Here is a 17,101-nt window from a genome sequence, read left to right as displayed (position 1 = left end):
GTAAAGGGCTAACTTTTAAATTATAATTGCGTTAGAGGAAATAAAGAAGGTAGGGGAAACCTTAAAAATGCATGTGAAGCATTGTTATAAGCATGTTAGTCTCTTTTACTTACACGTTATCACAAAATAGACACAAAAAGTTCTGATCGAGCTATAATGAAAGCGTATTCAATAAGAAAGAGGTGTTGTCAATGATTACATTCATAGTTTCTATTGCACTTTTAATTATAGCTTATTTCACTTATGGTAAAGTAATTGAAAAATTATTTGGAGTAAAAGAGTCACGGCCTACTCCAGCATATAGTATGAAGGATGGGGTCGATTATATTCCGATGGGGACAAATCGAAACTCTTTGATTCAGCTTTTAAATATTGCAGGTGTAGGACCTATTTTTGGGCCGATTATGGGCGCGCTTTATGGACCTGTAGCTTTTATTTGGATTGTTGTAGGATGTATATTTGCAGGTGCTGTTCATGATTATTTAACAGGTATGATTTCAATTCGTAATAAAGGAGCTCATTTACCACAGCTTGCTGGGAAATTTTTAGGTAAAGCAATGAAACATATTGTTAATGCAATTGCTGTGCTTTTATTACTACTTGTTGGAACCGTTTTCGTTACGGCTCCTGCAGGACTATTGCATAATTTAATGAATGGATGGGTTGCATTAGGAGTTATAACTGCAGTTATCTTCGCTTATTATATTCTTGCAACAATGTTGCCAGTTGATAAAATTATCGGAAGAGTGTATCCAATTTTAGGTGCACTATTGGTAATTAGTGCAATCGGTATTGGAGGAATGCTGATTTTCACAGGAGCGCCAATTCCTGAATTAACGCTTGAAAATATGCACCCAGCTGGTACAGCTGTGTTTCCAATTTTAATGATCACGATTGCCTGTGGTGCGATTTCTGGGTTCCATGCAACGCAATCACCTATTATTTCGAGAACGATGCAGAATGAGAAGAACGGTAGAAAAGTATTTTATGGTATGATGATTGTTGAAGGGATTATTGCGATGATTTGGGCAGCAGCTGCAATGAGTCTTTTCTATGGAACGGACTTAAGTGCAATGATTGCATCTGGTGGTGCTGGTCTTGTCGTTAGTGAAGTAGCATTTACGTTACTAGGTGCAATTGGTGGGACTTTAGCTGTTCTTGGTGTAATTGTTCTTCCAATTACTTCTGGAGATACGGCATTCCGTTCAGCCCGTATGATTATTGCAGATTATATTAAAATTCCTCAACTTAAAATTGCTAGTCGACTATGGATTGCGCTGCCATTGTTTATAATTTCGTTTATTTTAACAACGATGGACTTTACACTGTTATGGAGATACTTTGGTGTAACGAATGCAGCTATTAGCGCGATTGCGTTATTTGTTGGAGCGATGTATTTAGCAATTCAGTATAAGTTTCATTGGGTGGCAACGATTCCGGCTACATTTATGACAATGGTATCATTAACGTTTATTTTTAGTGCACCGATAGGGTTTGGCTTGTCGATGTCAACGTCTTATATAGCAGCAGCGATTGGTACGGTCATGGCTCTATTACTATTCTCATATAAGGTCAAGTTAAATCGTGCAATTTCTGATTTTGAGTTAGATGAAGAAGTGAACAAAGCAGCATAATTGAAAAAAAGGCGTCTCGTTAAAAGTTAGCCCATTATGAATCACATTATGAACAAGTAACCTATGTGGATTCAAAGGACAGAAACTTGATTTTGAGACGCCTCTTTTTTATGGAAGAATTTTGACGTGAATAATCGCAATGAGAAGAATTTTGTCGATTTTTTTTACGGTGTATGCATGTGGAATTTGCGCTCAACTCCTTATGTATCAAGGGGTTTATGATATAAAGGGAGTAAAATATTTATTAGATTAACTTATTTGAAAACTAATACAATATTGACAAATTGAACAGAGTTATTTATTATCGAATCAAGGAACAACATTCACTATTGTGATATTAACAGAAAAGAGGTGGTATACTAGATTTGAAAGCGATTGCGAAAACTATTACTTAAACAAGTAATATATTTTTGTTAAAGAATTTAGCAATATGCAAGTTTATGGAATCGTTTTCATTGGTTGCTAGAACCAGTTAGTTTGAAAAATGAACAGTAAAATTAGAGAATCAATAAATTGGGGGGATTCGTTATGAAAAAACATTTGTTAGGTACATTATTTTTAAGTGCTGCATTAGTTCTTAGTGCGTGTGGAGGAAGCGATGGCACTTCAGGAGATAACGATACGCATACATTTAAAGTGTCAACTGTGACAGCGCCTTCACACGGTTGGACAGTAACGGCTGAAAAATTTAATGAGGAATTACAAGAACGTTCAGATGGTCGCTTGAGTGTTGAAGTGTATCCGAGTTCACAATTAGGTGAAGAAGATGTAATGGCACAACAATTAGAAACTGGTACACTAGAATTTGCATTTTTAACAAATGCATTTATGAGTTCTCGTTCTGAATCGCTAAATTCTTGGTTTATGCCTTTCCTTTTTGAAGATCTAGAGGATGCTAGTCAAGCAAGAAATTCAGAGCAAGCACAAAAAATGTTAGAAGAGCTTGAATCCCAAGGACTTGTCGGATTAGACTTTAGTTTTGCTGGTAACCGCCACGTTCTAATGAAATCTGGAGCAATTGAGTCCCCGGATGATTTAGCAAGTGAGAAGTTACGTATTATTGGAAGTCCTGTCATGCAAGACTTCTGGACAAGTTTAGGTGTAAGTCCTACACCAATGCCACTAGGTGAAGTCAATCAATCACTAGATCAAGGCATTATCGATGGAATTGATATTGATTTAGATGCGCTTGTTTCTTTGGATCTGCATAATATTGCAAATGATTTAACGTTAACGAATCACATGGCATTCCCATCAGTAGTAGTAATGAGTAAGACAGTATATGATACACTTTCTGCTGAAGATCAAGAAATTGTAAGAGAAGCAATGAGTGCAGCTGTTGAATGGGGAGTAGCAGATGCAATTGAAAGAGAAAAAGAGAACCTTGAAGTTGTTAGAGAAGCGGGAGTAAACATCATTGAGGACTTTGACATTACACCGTTCGAAGCTGTTAAAGAAGAAATTTATGAAAAGTACAGTGAAAATGACATTGTAAGAGAGTTTATTGAAGCGAATCAATAATAGGTTAGGAGGGGCATAAAAGTGACGAATTTTTTCGGGCAGTTAAGTGATTTTGTTTTCAAAATTGAAAAAGTCATCGTAGTAATATTGATCACTTTTATGTTTGGTGCTCTTACCGCTGGTGTAATATTCCGTTACTTTTTAAATAGTCCGTTATTTTGGAGTGATGAAGTAGCAATATTCTCGCTAGTATGGCTGACCTTTATTGGAGGAAGTATGGGTGTGAAACGGCAGCAATCAGCTGCCGTTACTATTTTATTCGATAAGCTAAGCGAGGGTGCAAGAAAGATTGTAGCAAGTGCAGGGTTTTTAATTGTTTTGCTTTTTAGCTTATTTATCGTCTATTATTCATATGGTTGGCTGAGTTCACCAAACATCGGTTTACAAGTGTCTGATTCACTGCGACTTCCGATGATTTACCCTTATTTAAGTGTTCCGATAGGCTTCCTGTTTATGAGTGTGCATTCAGTTGATCTATTCTTAAAAAGCCTAAAGGCAACGTCGTAAGGGGAGGTGTCTAAATGTCTACTTTGATTGGTATACTCGTTTTTATCATATTGTTGCTGTTGCGAATTCCGATCGCAATTGTGTTAGGAATAACAAGTGTGGCTTTTATTTTTGTCGGAGGCAGTATGGGTCTTTTGGACACAATTCCACAGCGTCTTTACTCCGGATTACAAAGTTATGGATTACTAGCGATTCCACTGTTTATGCTCGCTGGGGAATTAATGAATTCAGGTGGGATAACTTCACGGTTGGTTCGATTTGCAAAAGTCCTTTTTGGACACTATAAAGCTGGATTAGCCTATGTAAATGTTATTGCAAATATGTTTTTAGCATCTATTATTGGATCTGCAACTGCGCAGATTGCTATGATGAGTAAAATCATGGTACCGGCAATGGAAAAGGAAGGATATAAAAGATCGTTCGCCTCAGCGACAACGGCGTCCGCTGCATTACTAGGTCCAATTATTCCTCCGAGTATGTTATTTATCATATATGGAGTACAATCTGGGACATCGATCGGGCAAATGTTCTTGGCTGGGATATTGCCAGGTATTATGTTAGGGCTTTCGTTTATTTTGGTGATTATGTATTTAGGATATCGCTATCAATTTCCTCGTTCAGAGAAAGAGCCCTTTAAGAATGTTTTAACTGCGACTTTGAAAATTATTCCGGCATTGCTTGTTCCAGGAGTAATTATTGTAGGGATTCTTGCAGGTGTGTTTACTCCAACTGAATCAGCTGCAATCGCTTGTTTAATAGCACTGCTTGTCGGGTTTTTCTTGTATAGAGATCTAAAGATTAAAGATATTCCAAATATCCTGGTCAATTCAGCTATTACAACGGCTACTGTAACGTTATTAATCGGGATGGCAAATATTTTCGGATGGGTGTTAACGTTCGAAGGGATTCCTCAAATGATAGCTAGAGGAATGACTGGGCTGACAGAAAGTCCTCTTTTATTCTTGTTATTAACTAATCTTTTGTTACTTTTGATTGGAACGGTTATTGATGGAATTGCTGCTTTGATTATTTTAGTTCCTATATACCTGCCTTTACTTACAACATATGGAATTGATCCAATTCACTTTGGGATTATTATGTGTCTTAATTTGACGATTGGATTATTAACTCCTCCGGTAGGGTCAGGTCTATTCATAGCATCATCATTAGGGAATGTGAAAATTGAAGAATTAACTAAGTCTATCTTTCCATTTTTAATTGTTTCTGTTATCGTTCTTCTTATCATTACAGTTTTCCCACAAATTGTACTTTGGATCCCTGAAATGATGAGATAAATAGTTTAATAATTTAGCGATAAATTATGAAGTCAGTTTACAGTTAGGGGGTTGTCTCAAAACTATGTATCTGTTCTGTAAAAGTAAAATAATAGGCTCTAAATTTAGATGCATTTTATTTTGTTTTATATAGGAGGGATAGATATTTAGCAGACAACCTCTTTTATTTACATTAGAAATTAGAAGTTGAAATTTTCGCGGAATTAATTATTGCATTAATGTTGACAATTACGCGAATTTATTTTAAATTGTTTATAGAAATAGAGAACTTAATTACCTATAATGATAAACATTGTAAGGTGAAAGAGAGAGTAACTTTGACTTGGTTTCTCGGGCTCCACATAAGCGTAGGAAATTCCGACGTACAAAGTAAGGTAAGCGATCTGATTGACTCCTATCTTAAGTGGTAAAATGAAGCCGGTTACAGGTAGAACTAGTAGATTGTTAGTTAATGTATTAGCTATATAAATTGAAAATGTTAAAAAAGGAGCTATGTCATAATGAAACTAATTACATTTAAACATTCAGGTTATTCACGTATTGGTGCAATTGTTAATGAAGAGGTAATCGATTTACATGCTTCTTATAAAGCGTTAGTTAAGTCAGAAGGGAAACTTCGTGCAAGTGAAATTGCAGAGGCTTTCGTACCTGCTGATATGACTGGATTCCTACAAGGTGGAAAAGAAAGCATGGAGCTAGCTAAAAAAGCAGTTGACTATGCTTTAACAAATAAAGAGGATGAAGGTTACGTACTTGTATATCCTTACAATGAAGTGAAAGTAGAAGCACCAGTTCCAAAACCTGGAAAAATCTTTGCGGTAGGTCATAACTATAAAGATCATATTTTAGAAATGGGACGTGAACTTCCTTCTAATCCAGTTGTTTTCGCGAAGTTTGCTAACACAATTGTAGGTCCACAAGATGATATTCCATTCCATCCTGTATCAGAACAACTAGATTATGAGGCTGAATTTGCATTTGTAATCGGTAAACGTGCGAAAAACGTTTCTGAAGAAGATGCACTAGACTATGTTGCAGGTTATGCTGTGGCAAATGACGTTACGTACCGTGACATTCAACGCCGTACGCTTCAATGGCTACAAGGTAAAACAGTAGATGGAAGTTTACCAATGGGACCATGGTTGGTTACTGCAGATGAAATCAAAGATCCACAAACGTTAGAAATGGTTTTAACAGTGAACGGAGAAGAACGTCAACGCACAAATACTTCTAACCAAGTATTCACAGTGAAGCATTTAGTATCATTCTTCTCTAATCTTGCTACACTTGAGCCAGGTGATATCGTAATTACTGGAACTCCAGGTGGCGTAATCCAAGCAATGGATCCTCAAGTTTGGTTAAAAGATGGAGACACAGTACGTGTTGAGATTGACCAAGTAGGTGTGTTAGAAAATACAGTACGTAATGTAAAAGGAGAGTAAGAAGCATGACACAAAGCAATATTACTTCCGTTAATGAATCAATTGATCGAATCATTGAAACTGTGAAAGGGTTGCCAGAAGATACAATTCGCTGGCAGCCAACAGAAGATGAATGGTCGATCATGCAAATTATCGCACATATTGTTGAAGCACTGCCTTATTGGGTAGGCGAAATTGAACAGCTTGTTGAAACTCCTGGGAAAGAATGGGGCAGAAATCATTTACATGAGCCACGTCTTGAGGCAGTCAAACCTGAAACAGTAGATGCAATTAGTGTGGAAGACATGTTAATAGCACTTGAAGAAGTAAAACAAACGGTTAAAGAAGGTATAGAAAACTTGACTTCTGAGCAATTAGCAGCAGAAGCAACAAGTGTGAATCCAAACTTTGGCCATAAGCCACTTTCATTTATTATTGACCATTTAATCGATCAGCATGTAAACAAACATGAAGGTCAAATTCAACGTAATTTATCAAAGCTACCTAAGTAATCGTTAAATCGAAAGGTGGAATAAAAATGGCAGAAACTAATGATTTTTTCAAGAGTAAAATAGTTCAAGATTTTACAAAAGATATTAGACAGTATAACCTTGGGCCACTTTGGGAAGCGATTCCTGAACTAATGCATAAAACACCTGAGCCACATGCACAAGCGTATCTTTGGAAATGGGATCTTCTAAAAAAGAAACTAGATGAAGCTTCGCAAATTTTCACACCAGAACGCGGAGGGGAAAGAAGAGCAATTTATCTTCAAAACCCTGGCCTTGATTATCGTCAACCTTGGGGCTGGGCTTCAACGAGCCAAACACTTTATGCTGCTGTTCAGTTGCTTCAACCGGGTGAAGAAGCTCCTTCTCACCGTCATACGCAAAATGCACTGCGTTTTGTGACACACGGTGAAGGTGCATATTCAATCGTCCAAGGTGAGCGGATTTTCATGGAAGAAGGAGATTTCTTAATCACACCGAAGGACCTATGGCATGGTCATGGTCATTTAGGAACTGAGCCGATGATCTGGATGGATGTTCTTGATATTCCTACTAAATATATGTTAGGTGGAACATTCTTCGAACCATATCCAGAGAAGATTGAACAACCAAGTTTGCCAGATAACTATGGTTCACAACGTTATCAGGGTGGTATGGTACGTCCAATTTCTGATCGTCATCCTCAAAAAGCTCCACTTGGATCATTTAAGTGGAATCAAACTTTAGCAGCAATAGATGGATTAAGTAAATTTGATCCAGATCCGTATGATGGATATGCAGTAGAATTTATTAACCCTTCAACTGGTAAAACAGCGAATCCGACGATTGCAGCTTGGATGCAGAAACTGCCAAAAGGCTTCCGTTCAAAAGCGCATCGTCATACGCATTCGACTATTTACCAAGTGCATAGAGGATCTGGTTACACAATTATTAATGGTGAGCGTTTTGATTGGTCACAAGGTGATTACTTTATCGTACCAAACTGGGCATGGCATGAACATGTTGCTAGTGAGGATACATTCTTCTTCTCTGTGAGTGACTTACCTATTATGGAACACTTTGATGTTGAGCGAGAAGAGGCACTAGAAGAGAATAATGGTCATCAAGAAGTAAAAAGCGAATTCAAACCTATACTAGTCTAACTTGATGTTACTAGTTAAAAGGGGGGCCTCAAAATGGTAAAGACTGAAGATACGATGATTATCGTTGGTGGTGGAATTGGAGGCTTGGCAGCTGCTCTTGCAGCTGCTGAAGCTGGCGAAAAAACAACTGTTCTTGAGCAAGCACCAGAATTCGGAGAAGTTGGTGCAGGGATTCAAATGGCACCAAATGCGATGGCAGTACTTGACCGTCTTGGTGTAGGTGAAGAAATTGCTAAAATTGCTGTTTTCCCTAAGAGATTAGTATTAAAAGATGTGTACACTGCAGAAGAGTTAACAGCATTAGATTTAGGCGATGAATTCAAAGAAAGATACGGCTTCCCGTATATCGTATTACACCGCTCAGACTTACATCGTGTTCTTTTAGAAGCATGTGAGAAAAATCCATTAGTTAACTTAGTTACAAACCAGCACATCGAAACAGTTGAAGAAAACGCTGAAGGTGTTGTCGTAACGAATGATCGTGGCGAAAAATTAGTAGGAAAAGCATTAATTGGAGCAGACGGCCTAAAGTCTAAAACTCGTAAACTATTTGTTGATGATGAGCCAATTTGCTCGGAGTATGTGGCATACCGTGGTACGATTCCAATTGAAGAAATCAGTGACGATGCAAACATGGATGATGTAATCATGTGGATCGGGCCTAATCTTCACGTAGTTCAATATCCTGTTCGTCGTGGTGAGCTTTACAACCAGGTTGTAGTATTCAAGAGCTTCAACTACAAAGAAGGTATTGCTGATAGTGAGTGGGGTACTCCAGAAGAAATGGATAAAGTATTCGAAGGTGCTCACCCGAAAGTAGAAAAAGCTTTATCTTACATTTCTCGTCAAATTCGCTGGCCAATGTATGACCGTTTGCCAATTGAGAACTGGACAAAAGGCAATGTTTGTCTACTTGGTGATGCGGCTCATCCAATGCTTCAATACTTGGCACAAGGTGGCGTTCAAGCATTAGAAGATGCTTCTTATTTAGCTGATGTGTTAACAGAGCATAAAGGTGATTATCCGAAAGCATTTACAGCGTTCCAAGAAGAGCGTCAACCTCGTACAGCGAGAGTTCAAACAAGTGCTCGTACATGGGGTGAAATCATCCACGCAGAGGATGAAGTATCAATCCTATTACGTAACACGATCTTCAGAAACCGTGATGCAAAAGACTTTAGTTATACAGACTGGCTGTACTCTAAAAAGTATGGTAAAGCTGCTCAAAAAAATAACTAAGTTATATAAAGTTCAAAAGAAACGAATTCAGGTTCATCTGAATTCGTTTCTTTTTTACTTATTTTAAAGGTTATCATTTGACATGGAGCGTGAGAGCCTAGAGAGCCTATAGACGCGAGAAAGTTTATGGGGGAGATGGGTAGAGTTCGATGCTTTCAAAAAAGCTAATGCGCTCTCTGTATTCGATAGAGAGGCATTAGCTTAGTATCGTTTAATTTATAAAGGCATCTCGGCTCAATTTTTTATAATAATTGAACTGTAAGCGGTATCATATCTAAGAACAGAAATTGGAAGGAGAAAATGTTCTTTTAAAAAAAGATCATTGGCCTCTTTCCCCCGTTAGATATTTTAAACTCTTCAAACTTTTGCTAACGGTCCTTTCTATCAAAACAACTCTCTCAAAATTCGTATCCAAAGCCCTCTGAGATTTTGGCTCTCATATCTAACAAATACTGACTCAATTCAGTGTCTGGATGTGTAGGGATTACTTCTGTAAAGCCAACCACTGTTACTGACCCCAATAGGTCTTCTTTGTAATTGAGGACAGGGAAGGAAACCGAAGAAACAGAAGAGATAAGTGGTTCATTTGCATACGTGATTTTCTTTTCTCTTATTAACTCTGATTCTTTTTCTAGTTCTACAATTTCATCTTTGGTTAAATTTTTTAATTCTTGTTCTTTCCAATTTTCGATAACTTGATCATCCATAAATGTTAAAAATACTTTTCCGGAAGCAGAGTGAATCGGTAAAAACGTTCCGATTTGTGCTCCAATATTTAATCCTTGGCTATCGTTAAAAAGTTTAACAACCATAGGTCCGTTGGGTGTCCACGTTGAAAAAAGAACAGTACTTTGAATTTTAATATTCATTTCTTGTAAGTATGGGGTGATACGGTCGATTACATTTTCTTGACCGACTGCCGCCATACCGTATTCAACTAATTTGCTGCCCAATATATAGGCACCTGATGTCTTATCACGATAAAGCATTCCTAATTGGACAAAGGTATTTAGATATTTGTAGAGATTACTTTTTGTAATCTTTGTATGTTCATGTATTTCTACAAATTTTGTTGGGCTAGCTTGTTTAGCCACAAAATCAATTATACTCATTCCAACTTTTAATGTTTGAATGGTTGCTCCATTCTTTTTTGCTTCCATTATGAAACCCTCCTGATATAATGACGAACAGAAATTAACTAAAAAATTATTTATATAGTGAACATTATATCTATTTATAGTGCTATAAGACAACTATCTATATTTAACATATTAAAAATAGGTATTATTTTTATTAAATTCGTAGTAAAAAACATGAGATAGACTATTTTCAATAGGTTAATTTTCTTATTTTTAGATGAGTTTTATGGTGTGTTTTCAAAATGAAATCAAACTGAAATAGAACTTTACCAAAACTTTGTTACAATAATTGAATATCGTTTTGAATTGTTTAATAAGTTTATTGGAGAATGGTTTCTAACAGATCAGTACGGAGAAAGGAAGCGACTATGAAGATAGAGAATGAACTAATCAAAAAGCAGTATTATCAAAAGTACTGTACAGGTGAAAATACATATTTTACTGAATTGGCAGAAGCACTCGCAGAAGAAAAGAATAAATCGAACATTCGTTTTGCACAAGGAGAAATTTATTATCATTATAAAGACTATGAAACAGCAATCTTTAAGTGGGAAAAAGTTGATGATGAACTTGAGTCATGGGCGAAGAAAAACATTGCAGATGCTTATTGTGAATTAGGATTGCTCTCTACCGCAGAGGAAATCTATTTATCAATAAATAGCGAAAGTTTAATTCTTGCTACTGAAGTAGAGTTGCAGTTGTTTACACTTTATATGGATCAAGAGCTACTAGACCAAGCTGCGAAAGTAGTTAAAAATATTGTAGCGATTAACCCGGATTATCCCAATGTGACAGAGATAGCGAGGTCATTTTTTGAAGAGTACAGAGACTGGAGCAGTGCAATAGAGCTAGCGGTTAGTGAAGCGATTCGAACAGAGGATATGGAGTGGTTTGATATTCTTAAAACGTATGTAGATAAAAATTTGACAACTACGATTGAACCTTCATATTTTTCTGATGCATTACAAATATTGTTTCGAATTGACCAAACGAAATTTGAAACAATTGCAGGGGCTTTTTGGCAAAGCTATCACAATCAGGATTTATTTCTCGCATGGTTAACCGAATTTGACTCACTGTTTTTGACGCTGGAAGTTGAGAATGGAAAGTCATGGGATACTCTTTCAAGCTTATATGAAGGTACATATTATTCACTAATGGACGGATCCTACTTTCTCTCTGAGTTAGATAATTTAATTCCTAACCTTTTAACGAATTGGTTGAAGATTAGTGGTTCATCTGATGCGCTAACCGTTGCTACTGCAATTGTGGTGTGGAGCGAAATCAGACCTACTAATATTAACTCCACAATAATAAGTGAAGCAAAGAGCATAATCAATCGAACAAGTGAGTCTACCGGGAATTTTGAGCAAAGCTTAAAATTATTTGAATCGCTTGTAACTTGGGCCGAGAAACAAAATCTAGAGATTGACTATCGTCTAGAATGGTTGATTGAGCAGCTGCTAGATTTTAATGTCAATCATCTTTTTGTAACAGGAACATCAGTTAGTGGAAAGTCTTCATTATTAAATGCAATGCTTGGAGAGGGAATGGTTGTAGAGGAGTCGAGTGTAGCTGCGATGTTTAAACATCACACAGAGACTTCAATTAGGAGAATTTCAGACAATGATACTCAATCAGACCTAACGTTCTCGGACTATGAAGCGATCAGTGCGTCAAACGATGAGAGAGGAAATATTATTGAACTCTACCACCCAAGTCAGCTGTTAAGAGAAAAGGCTATTACCCTTGTCGATTTGCCTATTGATAAAATAATTGATAAAACGCCTGTGGTTAATTTGTTACAAATTGCTGATGGCTTGTTATTTGTAATAGATGCACATGTTCCATTCAAGGACGAAGAACGTGCACTTCTTGCAAAAATCCAAGAAAGTACTCCTAATCTTCCTATTCATTTTGTAATTAATAAAACTGATGGTATTTATAATGAACAGGAGATTAATCGGATCATCAATGATACAACTGCTATGATTAATATGTATGTGCCAAATGCAAAGATTTTCAAATTTGAGCCTAAATATGCCGTTAGTGGTCTTCATGATTTAAAACAGTTTCTTAGTTCTTTCACTCAGAATAGAGCTAATGAAGAAGAGAGAAATACTAATTTACTAGATGTTATTCAGAGTTCTATTACACATCTATTTGAAAGAAGAACGGATATGGAAAAGGAACTAATGAATACTATTACGTGGAATGAAGAAGCTGTTATCAAGTTAACAGGTGCAAGTAATCAGTTGTACGATATTGAAAAAGAGAAAATAGCAGATATTACAGAGAAGTATGAAGTAATTAAGCGTGAAATGAAGAGCAAGTTAATAGATGATATCCCTGTATTATTACAAAAGTGTTCAAGGTATATAAAGGAAGACAGTAATTTTAGAAACATACATGTAGAACTCAATAGAAAAATGAATGAAGAAATTTATACGTATTTGAAGGAAACATTCATGCCTAAGTTTTCTAACTCATTACAGGAATGGTTAGAGGTTTGCAACGTAGAATTTATTCATAGTCAATCCTATTTAAAAGAAATGGGAGATGGTTTTAATGCGTTATATCGTGAAGAGCGATTTAAATTACAATGTGACTTCCGTGTTCTAGATGATTGGTATCGTGATATCGGTCGAATGACAAGCGGTGTTCATCTAGATAGTATTAATATTTTGTTGAGGTTAACACCGTCTCAAATTTTATTGAAAAGCTCAGGGAAGCTTTTTGGAGTGTTACCTTCAAACAAATCAATGTTGTATAAAATATACAAGAAATTTATTGAAAATGAAGAGTATACACAAATAGCTGAAACGATTGCGAACCAATTTATGATGCAATTTGAATTGTTCGAAAAGGCATTAGAGCGAGATATGAACATGTTCTATAGAATTCCAAATAGCATGATACGTGATGCTATTAGTGACGCAAAAAATCAAATTTCGGAAAAAAATGAAGAACTAAGTAAACTAAAATCAAATCCGGAACTTTATTTTGACCCATTAACATTATTTCAAATTCAGTTGCGCCAGTTTAAGTTAATGGATTTAGTACACAAAGAAGAAGAAGAAGGTATCTTGGTTTAGGTTTAACGAAAGATGCTCGAAAAGAGCGAGCAGGAGCCCCTTTTTGGCCCTGCTCCATTTTAATTAAAAACCATCATCCCCAGCGGTGTAAGGGAGATTTAGTGCATTTTCGACGGTACGTAGTCGCTGATTCATTCTAGTCATTCGATCAAAATGGCGCTCATCATTTTGATTCAGACGGATAATTTCTTCATTTATGCGTGTGATTTCACCGTTTAATCTCTGGATTTCTTGATTCTGTCTAGTTATTTCTGCAACTTGCTGACCAATTTGTCTTTCAAGTTGATCTACTCTTGCTTCGAGAGTCGGCTGTCTCATTAAATTTGTTGTTTGTTGTGGTTGGTTAGCAGAACGGTATTGATACTGTAAGTTGTTGTTTGCAGGCTGTGAGACATACCCAGGATACTGGTAAGGGTTCATACGTATCGCTCCTTCTTAAGTGCGTATAGTCTAGATAAATACGTTATTAATCTATGTAAACATTCGTGGAGTGACAGGGCAGAAGCCTATAAAAGTGTATTTCATAGATTGTTCAATATTTCACAAGTGATTTCTATAAGGTGATGTTATAATAAAAACGGAAGATAGAAGGGGGGGTTACAAATTTTAAGTTTGAAGAATGGATAACCAACAGTAAGAAAATATTTTTTTGGATTATCATGTGAAATTATTCACAAACTAATCGATGGATGCGAGGGGATACTGATGATTTTATGTGAATGGAGAGATTTCTCTACTGATACTGATACATATACACAAGCAGTATTTGAGGAGTTCGTACAGGATGAATTTGAATCAATGATGTTTGAAGGTGATGAAGAGATCCCTTCTTACATCTGGACAGTAAACTATGTTTGTATTATTCAAAAAGGTACAAGAATGATTGCCGACATCTCTATTACAAAAATTCCTCGAAATCCTGTATGTACATAGTTTTTTAAAAATAACAAAGAGGAATTTCACATTTAGGAGGGTTTTAACATGGTTGTAGATCAAAAGGAAATGATTGAAAAAAAAGAAATTGTAACAATGGTAGATCAATTGGTTCAAAATGGCCAGCAGGCGTTAATGGAGTTCTTAAAGTTGGATCAAGCGCAAGTCGATGAAATTGTAAAGAGAATGGCTCTCGCTGGGGTTGAACACCATATGACACTAGCGAAACTAGCTTTTGATGAAACACAACGTGGAGTATATGAGGATAAGATTATTAAAAATTTATTCTCAACAGAATACGTTTATCACAATATAAAATACGATAAAACAGTTGGGATCATTTCTGAAGATGAACATGGTGGTCTAATTGAAATTGCAGAACCTGTTGGAGTTGTTGCAGGGGTAACACCTGTTACGAATCCAACCTCTACAACGATGTTTAAAGCTCTTATTTCGATAAAAACGAGGAATCCAATTATTTTTGCTTTTCATCCTTCTGCACAAAAAAGCAGTAGTGAAGCAGCACGACTTGTACGAGATGCAGCCATTTTAGCAGGTGCACCTGAACATTGTATCCAATGGATTGAAACCCCGTCAATTGACGCAACCAAGGCCTTGATGAATCATGATGGCACGGCGTTAGTCTTAGCGACAGGAGGTGCGGGGATGGTGAAATCTGCTTATAGTACAGGAAAACCAGCGTTAGGAGTTGGTCCAGGGAATGTTCCTTGTTATATTGAAAAAACGGCAAATCTCAAACGGGCAGTCAATGATTTGATCCTTTCTAAAACCTTTGATAACGGAATGATTTGTGCATCTGAACAAGCCGTGATTATTGATGATGAAATTTATGATCATGTAAAAAAAGAGTTGATCGATAATAATTGTTACTTTTTGAATGAAGAGGAAAGAGCAAAAGTAGAAAGACTTGTTATAAACGAAACAACGTGTGCAGTCAATGCAGACATTGTTGGAAAATCAGCTGCTTATATTGCCAATCTAGCTGGTGTAAGAGTCCCTAATGAGACCAAAATTTTGTTAGCTGAACTTAGTGGAGTTGGTCCACAGCACCCACTATCTAGAGAAAAACTTAGCCCGGTGCTTGCATGTTACCGTGTTTGCTCAAGCGAAGAAGGGTTGAGGCGTGCCGAAGAAATATTAGAATTTGGTGGGCTCGGTCATTCTGCTGTCATTCATACGAATAATGAAAAAGTGATCAAACAATTTGGGATGCAGATGAAAGCTTGCAGGCTCATTGTTAATGCTCCATCATCTCAGGGGGCGATAGGGGATATATATAATGCATTTTTGCCATCACTTACATTAGGATGTGGCTCTTACGGGAAAAATTCTGTCTCTACAAATGTAGGAACAATAAATTTGATGAATATCAAAAAAGTAGCAAAAAGAAATACGAATATGCAATGGTTTAAAATTCCACCGAAAGTATTCTTTGAGAAACATTCAACACAATACTTAGCAAAGATGCCTAATATCACAAAAGCATTCATCGTTACCGACCAAGGTATGGTTAAACTAGGATACGTAGATAAAGTATTACATTATCTACGAAATAGACCAGACTATGTCCATTGCGAGATCTTCTCTGAAGTTGAACCTGACCCATCTATTGAAACAGTAGAAAAAGGTACCGAAATGATGAGGAGCTTTAAACCGGACTGCATTATTGCTCTAGGAGGTGGATCTGCAATGGATGCAGCTAAAGGAATGTGGCTATTTTACGAGCATCCAGATACAGATTTTAACGGCTTAAAGCAAAAATTCTTAGATATTCGTAAGCGTGTATTTAAATATCCAAAGTTAGGAGGGAAAGCACAATTCGTTGCCATTCCTACAACGTCAGGAACGGGATCTGAAGTGACCTCTTTTGCTGTTATCACGGACAAAAACCAGAACATTAAATATCCGTTAGCTGATTATGAATTAACTCCAGATGTGGCGATTATTGATCCACAATTTGTCATGACAGTTCCTAAAAATGTGACGGCAGATACTGGAATGGATGTGTTGACACATGCGATTGAAGCCTATGTTTCGAATATGGCAAATGATTATACGGACGCTCTTGCAATCAAAGCAATTCAATTAATCTTTGAGTACTTGCCTAGGGCTTATCGAGATGGAAATGATGAAGTAGCACGTGAAAAAGTGCATAACGCTTCAACGATTGCAGGTATGGCTTTTGCGAACGCATTCCTAGGCATTAACCATAGTTTGGCACACAAGTTAGGAGCCGAGTTTCATATTGCACACGGACGATCTAACGCGATTTTGATGCCTCATGTCATTCGATATAATGCAAAAAAACCAGTGAAATTTGTTGCATTTCCTAAATATGAGCATTTTATCGCAGACAAGCGCTATGCTGAAATTGCTAGAATACTAGGCTTACCTGCAAAAAACACAGAAGAAGGGGTAGAAAGTCTTGTTCAAGCAATTATTAAACTAGCAAATGAAATGAACATTCCTATGAGCATTAAAGAAAATGGTATTGAGAAAAAAGTGTTTGAAAGCAAATTAGAATTCCTTGCAGATCGTGCTTTTGAAGATCAGTGTACAACAGCTAATCCTAAACTACCATTAGTTAGCGAGTTAGTTGAGGTATATCGTTTAGCGTATGAAGGCGTCTAACATATGAATTTTAG

Annotated in this window: 13 protein-coding genes; 11 read left to right on the top strand and 2 right to left on the bottom strand. The window is 36.6% G+C overall.

Annotation, left to right across the window (positions count from 1 at the left end; translation table 11 throughout):
• Positions 1-191 precede the first annotated feature (191 nt).
• From AC1FXZ_RS13090 to AC1FXZ_RS13055, 8 genes are all read left to right on the top strand, one after another.
• The gene (locus AC1FXZ_RS13090) at positions 192-1,634 is read left to right on the top strand and encodes a carbon starvation CstA family protein (protein ID WP_480054321.1); all 1,443 of its coding nucleotides are present in this window, start codon (positions 192-194) and stop codon (positions 1,632-1,634) included.
• Between the two features lie 528 nt (positions 1,635-2,162).
• Positions 2,163-3,155: a TRAP transporter substrate-binding protein gene (locus AC1FXZ_RS13085; protein WP_480054319.1), complete on the top strand. Its 993-nt coding sequence runs from the start codon at positions 2,163-2,165 to the stop codon at positions 3,153-3,155.
• A gap of 21 nt (positions 3,156-3,176) precedes the next feature.
• Positions 3,177-3,662: a TRAP transporter small permease gene (locus AC1FXZ_RS13080; protein ID WP_480054317.1), complete on the top strand. Its 486-nt coding sequence runs from the start codon at positions 3,177-3,179 to the stop codon at positions 3,660-3,662.
• 14 nt (positions 3,663-3,676) lie between these two features.
• A complete protein-coding gene (locus AC1FXZ_RS13075) occupies positions 3,677-4,957 on the top strand; it encodes a TRAP transporter large permease (protein WP_480054315.1) in 1,281 nt (426 codons plus the stop codon).
• 500 nt (positions 4,958-5,457) lie between these two features.
• Entirely contained in the window at positions 5,458-6,399 is a 942-nt protein-coding gene (locus AC1FXZ_RS13070; protein WP_480054313.1) for a fumarylacetoacetate hydrolase family protein, read from the top strand.
• Positions 6,400-6,404: 5 nt separating this feature from the next.
• Positions 6,405-6,890 (top strand): DinB family protein, encoded by a 486-nt coding sequence (locus tag AC1FXZ_RS13065; RefSeq protein WP_480054311.1) that lies wholly within the window; start codon positions 6,405-6,407, stop codon positions 6,888-6,890.
• A gap of 26 nt (positions 6,891-6,916) precedes the next feature.
• A complete protein-coding gene (locus AC1FXZ_RS13060) occupies positions 6,917-8,029 on the top strand; it encodes a cupin domain-containing protein (RefSeq protein ID WP_480054309.1) in 1,113 nt (370 codons plus the stop codon).
• Positions 8,030-8,062: 33 nt separating this feature from the next.
• Positions 8,063-9,268 (top strand): FAD-dependent monooxygenase, encoded by a 1,206-nt coding sequence (locus tag AC1FXZ_RS13055; protein ID WP_480054307.1) that lies wholly within the window; start codon positions 8,063-8,065, stop codon positions 9,266-9,268.
• Positions 9,269-9,666: 398 nt separating this feature from the next.
• Here the strand turns inward: AC1FXZ_RS13055 and AC1FXZ_RS13050 are convergent, their stop codons facing one another.
• Positions 9,667-10,428, bottom strand: coding sequence for an IclR family transcriptional regulator (locus AC1FXZ_RS13050; RefSeq protein WP_480054305.1), 762 nt, complete (start codon positions 10,426-10,428; stop codon positions 9,667-9,669).
• A 347-nt stretch (positions 10,429-10,775) separates the two neighbouring features.
• Between AC1FXZ_RS13050 and AC1FXZ_RS13045 the strand changes: the two genes are divergently transcribed.
• Entirely contained in the window at positions 10,776-13,502 is a 2,727-nt protein-coding gene (locus tag AC1FXZ_RS13045; protein ID WP_480054303.1) for a GTPase, read from the top strand.
• Between the two features lie 63 nt (positions 13,503-13,565).
• On the opposite strand, the gene AC1FXZ_RS13040 is transcribed toward AC1FXZ_RS13045, so the two are convergent.
• Positions 13,566-13,922, bottom strand: coding sequence for a hypothetical protein (locus AC1FXZ_RS13040; RefSeq protein ID WP_480054301.1), 357 nt, complete (start codon positions 13,920-13,922; stop codon positions 13,566-13,568).
• A gap of 285 nt (positions 13,923-14,207) precedes the next feature.
• On the opposite strand from AC1FXZ_RS13040, the gene AC1FXZ_RS13035 reads away from it, so the two are divergent.
• Both AC1FXZ_RS13035 and adhE read left to right on the top strand, forming a co-directional pair.
• Positions 14,208-14,435 (top strand): hypothetical protein, encoded by a 228-nt coding sequence (locus tag AC1FXZ_RS13035; RefSeq protein ID WP_480054299.1) that lies wholly within the window; start codon positions 14,208-14,210, stop codon positions 14,433-14,435.
• A 48-nt stretch (positions 14,436-14,483) separates the two neighbouring features.
• A complete protein-coding gene (adhE, locus tag AC1FXZ_RS13030) occupies positions 14,484-17,087 on the top strand; it encodes a bifunctional acetaldehyde-CoA/alcohol dehydrogenase (RefSeq protein WP_480054297.1) in 2,604 nt (867 codons plus the stop codon).
• The last annotated feature ends 14 nt before the right edge of the window (positions 17,088-17,101 follow it).

Source organism: Halalkalibacter sp. HAAS-P014 (assembly GCF_056619965.1).
Note: the sequence above shows the minus strand (reverse complement) of the source record. Positions and strands in the feature narration are given on the sequence as shown.

Coding starts and splice junctions, on each gene's coding strand:
- AC1FXZ_RS13090 (WP_480054321.1), top strand. CDS start 192: ATGATTACATTCATAGTTTCTATTGCACTTTTAATTATAGCTTATTTC.
- AC1FXZ_RS13085 (WP_480054319.1), top strand. CDS start 2,163: ATGAAAAAACATTTGTTAGGTACATTATTTTTAAGTGCTGCATTAGTT.
- AC1FXZ_RS13075 (WP_480054315.1), top strand. CDS start 3,677: ATGTCTACTTTGATTGGTATACTCGTTTTTATCATATTGTTGCTGTTG.
- AC1FXZ_RS13070 (WP_480054313.1), top strand. CDS start 5,458: ATGAAACTAATTACATTTAAACATTCAGGTTATTCACGTATTGGTGCA.
- AC1FXZ_RS13065 (WP_480054311.1), top strand. CDS start 6,405: ATGACACAAAGCAATATTACTTCCGTTAATGAATCAATTGATCGAATC.
- AC1FXZ_RS13060 (WP_480054309.1), top strand. CDS start 6,917: ATGGCAGAAACTAATGATTTTTTCAAGAGTAAAATAGTTCAAGATTTT.
- AC1FXZ_RS13055 (WP_480054307.1), top strand. CDS start 8,063: ATGGTAAAGACTGAAGATACGATGATTATCGTTGGTGGTGGAATTGGA.
- AC1FXZ_RS13050 (WP_480054305.1), bottom strand. CDS start 10,428: ATGGAAGCAAAAAAGAATGGAGCAACCATTCAAACATTAAAAGTTGGA.
- AC1FXZ_RS13045 (WP_480054303.1), top strand. CDS start 10,776: ATGAAGATAGAGAATGAACTAATCAAAAAGCAGTATTATCAAAAGTAC.
- AC1FXZ_RS13040 (WP_480054301.1), bottom strand. CDS start 13,922: ATGAACCCTTACCAGTATCCTGGGTATGTCTCACAGCCTGCAAACAAC.
- AC1FXZ_RS13035 (WP_480054299.1), top strand. CDS start 14,208: ATGATTTTATGTGAATGGAGAGATTTCTCTACTGATACTGATACATAT.
- adhE (WP_480054297.1), top strand. CDS start 14,484: ATGGTTGTAGATCAAAAGGAAATGATTGAAAAAAAAGAAATTGTAACA.